The sequence below is a fragment of the Mariniphaga anaerophila genome, from assembly GCF_900129025.1.
GTDB classification, from domain to species: domain Bacteria; phylum Bacteroidota; class Bacteroidia; order Bacteroidales; family Prolixibacteraceae; genus Mariniphaga; species Mariniphaga anaerophila.
Genome location: NZ_FQUM01000037.1, coordinates 1 through 2,319 on the forward strand (window position 1 = coordinate 1; position 2,319 = coordinate 2,319).

Here is a 2,319-nt window from a genome sequence, read left to right on the forward strand (position 1 = left end):
CGGTTTGCCATCCGCGGATTCTCGTTTCGATTTTCTTCGTCCTGCCGGACGGAAAATCTCTTCGGAATCCACTTCGCAACATGCACTTGACCGTTACCAGCGCATTTGAAAAAAAAGCCGATTAACAAATAATAACCTATTGCAAAAAGACAAAGACAAGAGAGGAAAAGAGAAAAGACAAACACAGGATTTCTGGACAGTCAGCCAGATTTTGGAAAGAAAAGAAGAAAACAAAGAAAAGAGCGAAGCAGAAAAAATTATTCCTCAAAGACAAATGAAATGTAACTGAGGAAGCGGAGCTTTGAAAAAAGCGAAAGAATATCGAATTTTGGTTGCCTGGATTGGCTGGAAAATGAATAAATTTAGCTCAAAAATTGACTGACAATTAAAGAGTAAAAACGACTAAACATCAACTTTTTTGCAAAATAGAAAGACAAGGAAAAGGAAATAGAAAAAAGTAAATGACGGAGTGAAACAGCCCCAAAACAACATTTTACAACTTGACAAAAAATAAAGACAAAAACGCGCTGTAACAATGTGCATATTGCATAGCGGTTTTGGCGGTTTGCCATCCGCGAATTCTCGTTTCGATTTTCCTCGTCCTGCCGGACGGAAAATCTCTTCGGAATCCGCTTCGCAAACATGCACCCGGCCGTTACCAGCGCATTTGAAAAAGGAACGGATTAACAACTAAAAATCTATTGCAAAAAGACAAAGACAAGAAAGGAAAAGAAAAACGACAAGCACAGGATTTCTGGACAGTCAGCCAGATTTGGAAGAGAAAAGAAGAAAACAAAGAAAAGAGCGAAGCAGAAAAAATTATTCCTCAACGACAAATGAAATGTAACTGAGGAAGCGGAGCTTTGAAAAAAGAGAAAGAATATCGAATTTTTGTTGACCAGGTTGGCTATAAAATGAATAAATTTAGCTCAAAAATAGACAGACAATTAATGAGTGAAAACGACTAAATATTGACTTCTCTTTTTGTAAAACAGAAAGAAAAGGAAATAGGAAAAAGTTAATGACGGAGTAGGAGTGGAGCAACCCCAAAACAACATTTTACAACTTGACAAGATAGACAAGAAAATAAAGACAAAAACGCGCTGTAACAATGTGCATATTGCATAGCGGGTTTTGGCGGTTTGCCAACCGCGGATTCTCGTTTCGATTTTCTTCGTCCTGCCGGACGGAAAATCTCTTCGGAATCCGCTTCGCAAACATGCACCCGGCCGTTAGCCATAATTTTAACAAAAAGACTCTCAATGACAAATAGAATGATTAGTACAAAAACGAGAATACTTACAATCGGATTGATTTTAATATCATTTAGTTTGACTAGTTGCGGACAAAACAGACAAGAAAAGACCGCAGCAATTATAGATAAGTTGAATCTGATTGAGAACCAAAAAACAAATTATAAATTTCAGATTGAGCCATTAAAATATCAAGCGTCAGGAGAAGACAGCATTAAAATCGTAGAAATAGAGAACCAATTATCAGATAAAGAAATAGCAAAAAGGATTAGTTCTGCTTTTAATGAAATTTTTAGTGACAAAGAAATAAATGAAATCTATGATTTTATTCAGACCAGTGCTTTCGAAAAATTTTTTAATTCAAATGAGACTTATAAAGTAATCAATTCCAAGTTTAAAGATATAGACAATGAAATTGATGGAATAACTAAAAAATTCAGTGAAACTGTTGAAAAACCAACAAAGAAATTTGAACCAATACCAGTTGATAAGGAAGATGGTTTTTATGAAACTGTAAATTATTCCTACTCTACGACAAATGAAAAAGTACAATTAGCTGATAAGCCGTCCTTAACTTCAAGAGATATTTTGGAAGTAAAAAAGACTTATAGTAATTATAATGACCGAGCTGAAATTAGTATAGTGTTCACAAAAGACGGTGCAAGAAAGTTTTACTTATTGACAAAAGAGAATATTGGGAAACCAATACCAATTGTAATTGCAAAGCACATTGTTTCGATGCCGATTGTGAATTCCGAAATTATTGGAGGGAGAGCTAGTATAAGTGGAGATTTTACAGAGGAAGAAATTGACAAGATGATTGAAATTTTAAAAGAAAAATAAAAAACTATGGCTAACACGTGGTATAAGGCATGGCTGGGTTTGTGCGGATTCGACACGTCGAATCTCGTCCCAACCTCAGTTTCGGTCGGACTGGTCAGACTCTCGTCTGACCGCCCCGACAACATGTACCAACCGTTACATGTAATTTTGGTACGATAAAGGGACATCCGTTACAAAGTTAAAGGGACATAGTTTACACTTTTCAAAGTTTGTAATTTGATAT

The 2,319-nt window shown here is 35.7% G+C and carries 4 protein-coding genes; all 4 read left to right on the forward strand.

The genetic code is table 11. From position 1 onward, the window contains the following. The first annotated feature begins 139 nt into the window (after positions 1-139). Positions 140-289 carry a hypothetical protein gene (locus BUB08_RS20455; protein ID WP_175550064.1) on the forward strand — a complete coding sequence of 50 codons (150 nt, stop codon included), beginning with the start codon at positions 140-142 and terminating at the stop codon, positions 287-289. Between the two features lie 412 nt (positions 290-701). Beyond that, entirely contained in the window at positions 702-851 is a 150-nt protein-coding gene (locus BUB08_RS20460; RefSeq protein WP_175550061.1) for a hypothetical protein, read from the forward strand. Positions 852-1,262: 411 nt separating this feature from the next. Then, the gene (locus BUB08_RS19905) at positions 1,263-2,096 is read left to right on the forward strand and encodes a SecDF P1 head subdomain-containing protein (RefSeq protein WP_139249816.1); all 834 of its coding nucleotides are present in this window, start codon (positions 1,263-1,265) and stop codon (positions 2,094-2,096) included. A 6-nt stretch (positions 2,097-2,102) separates the two neighbouring features. Continuing rightward, positions 2,103-2,255: a hypothetical protein gene (locus BUB08_RS20465; protein WP_175550065.1), complete on the forward strand. Its 153-nt coding sequence runs from the start codon at positions 2,103-2,105 to the stop codon at positions 2,253-2,255. Positions 2,256-2,319: the final 64 nt, after the last annotated feature.

What these genes read in the sequence shown, in the direction of transcription:
- BUB08_RS19905 (WP_139249816.1), top strand. Translation starts at nt 1,263, where the DNA reads ATGACAAATAGAATGATTAGTACAAAAACGAGAATACTTACAATCGGA.
- BUB08_RS20465 (WP_175550065.1), top strand. Translation starts at nt 2,103, where the DNA reads ATGGCTAACACGTGGTATAAGGCATGGCTGGGTTTGTGCGGATTCGAC.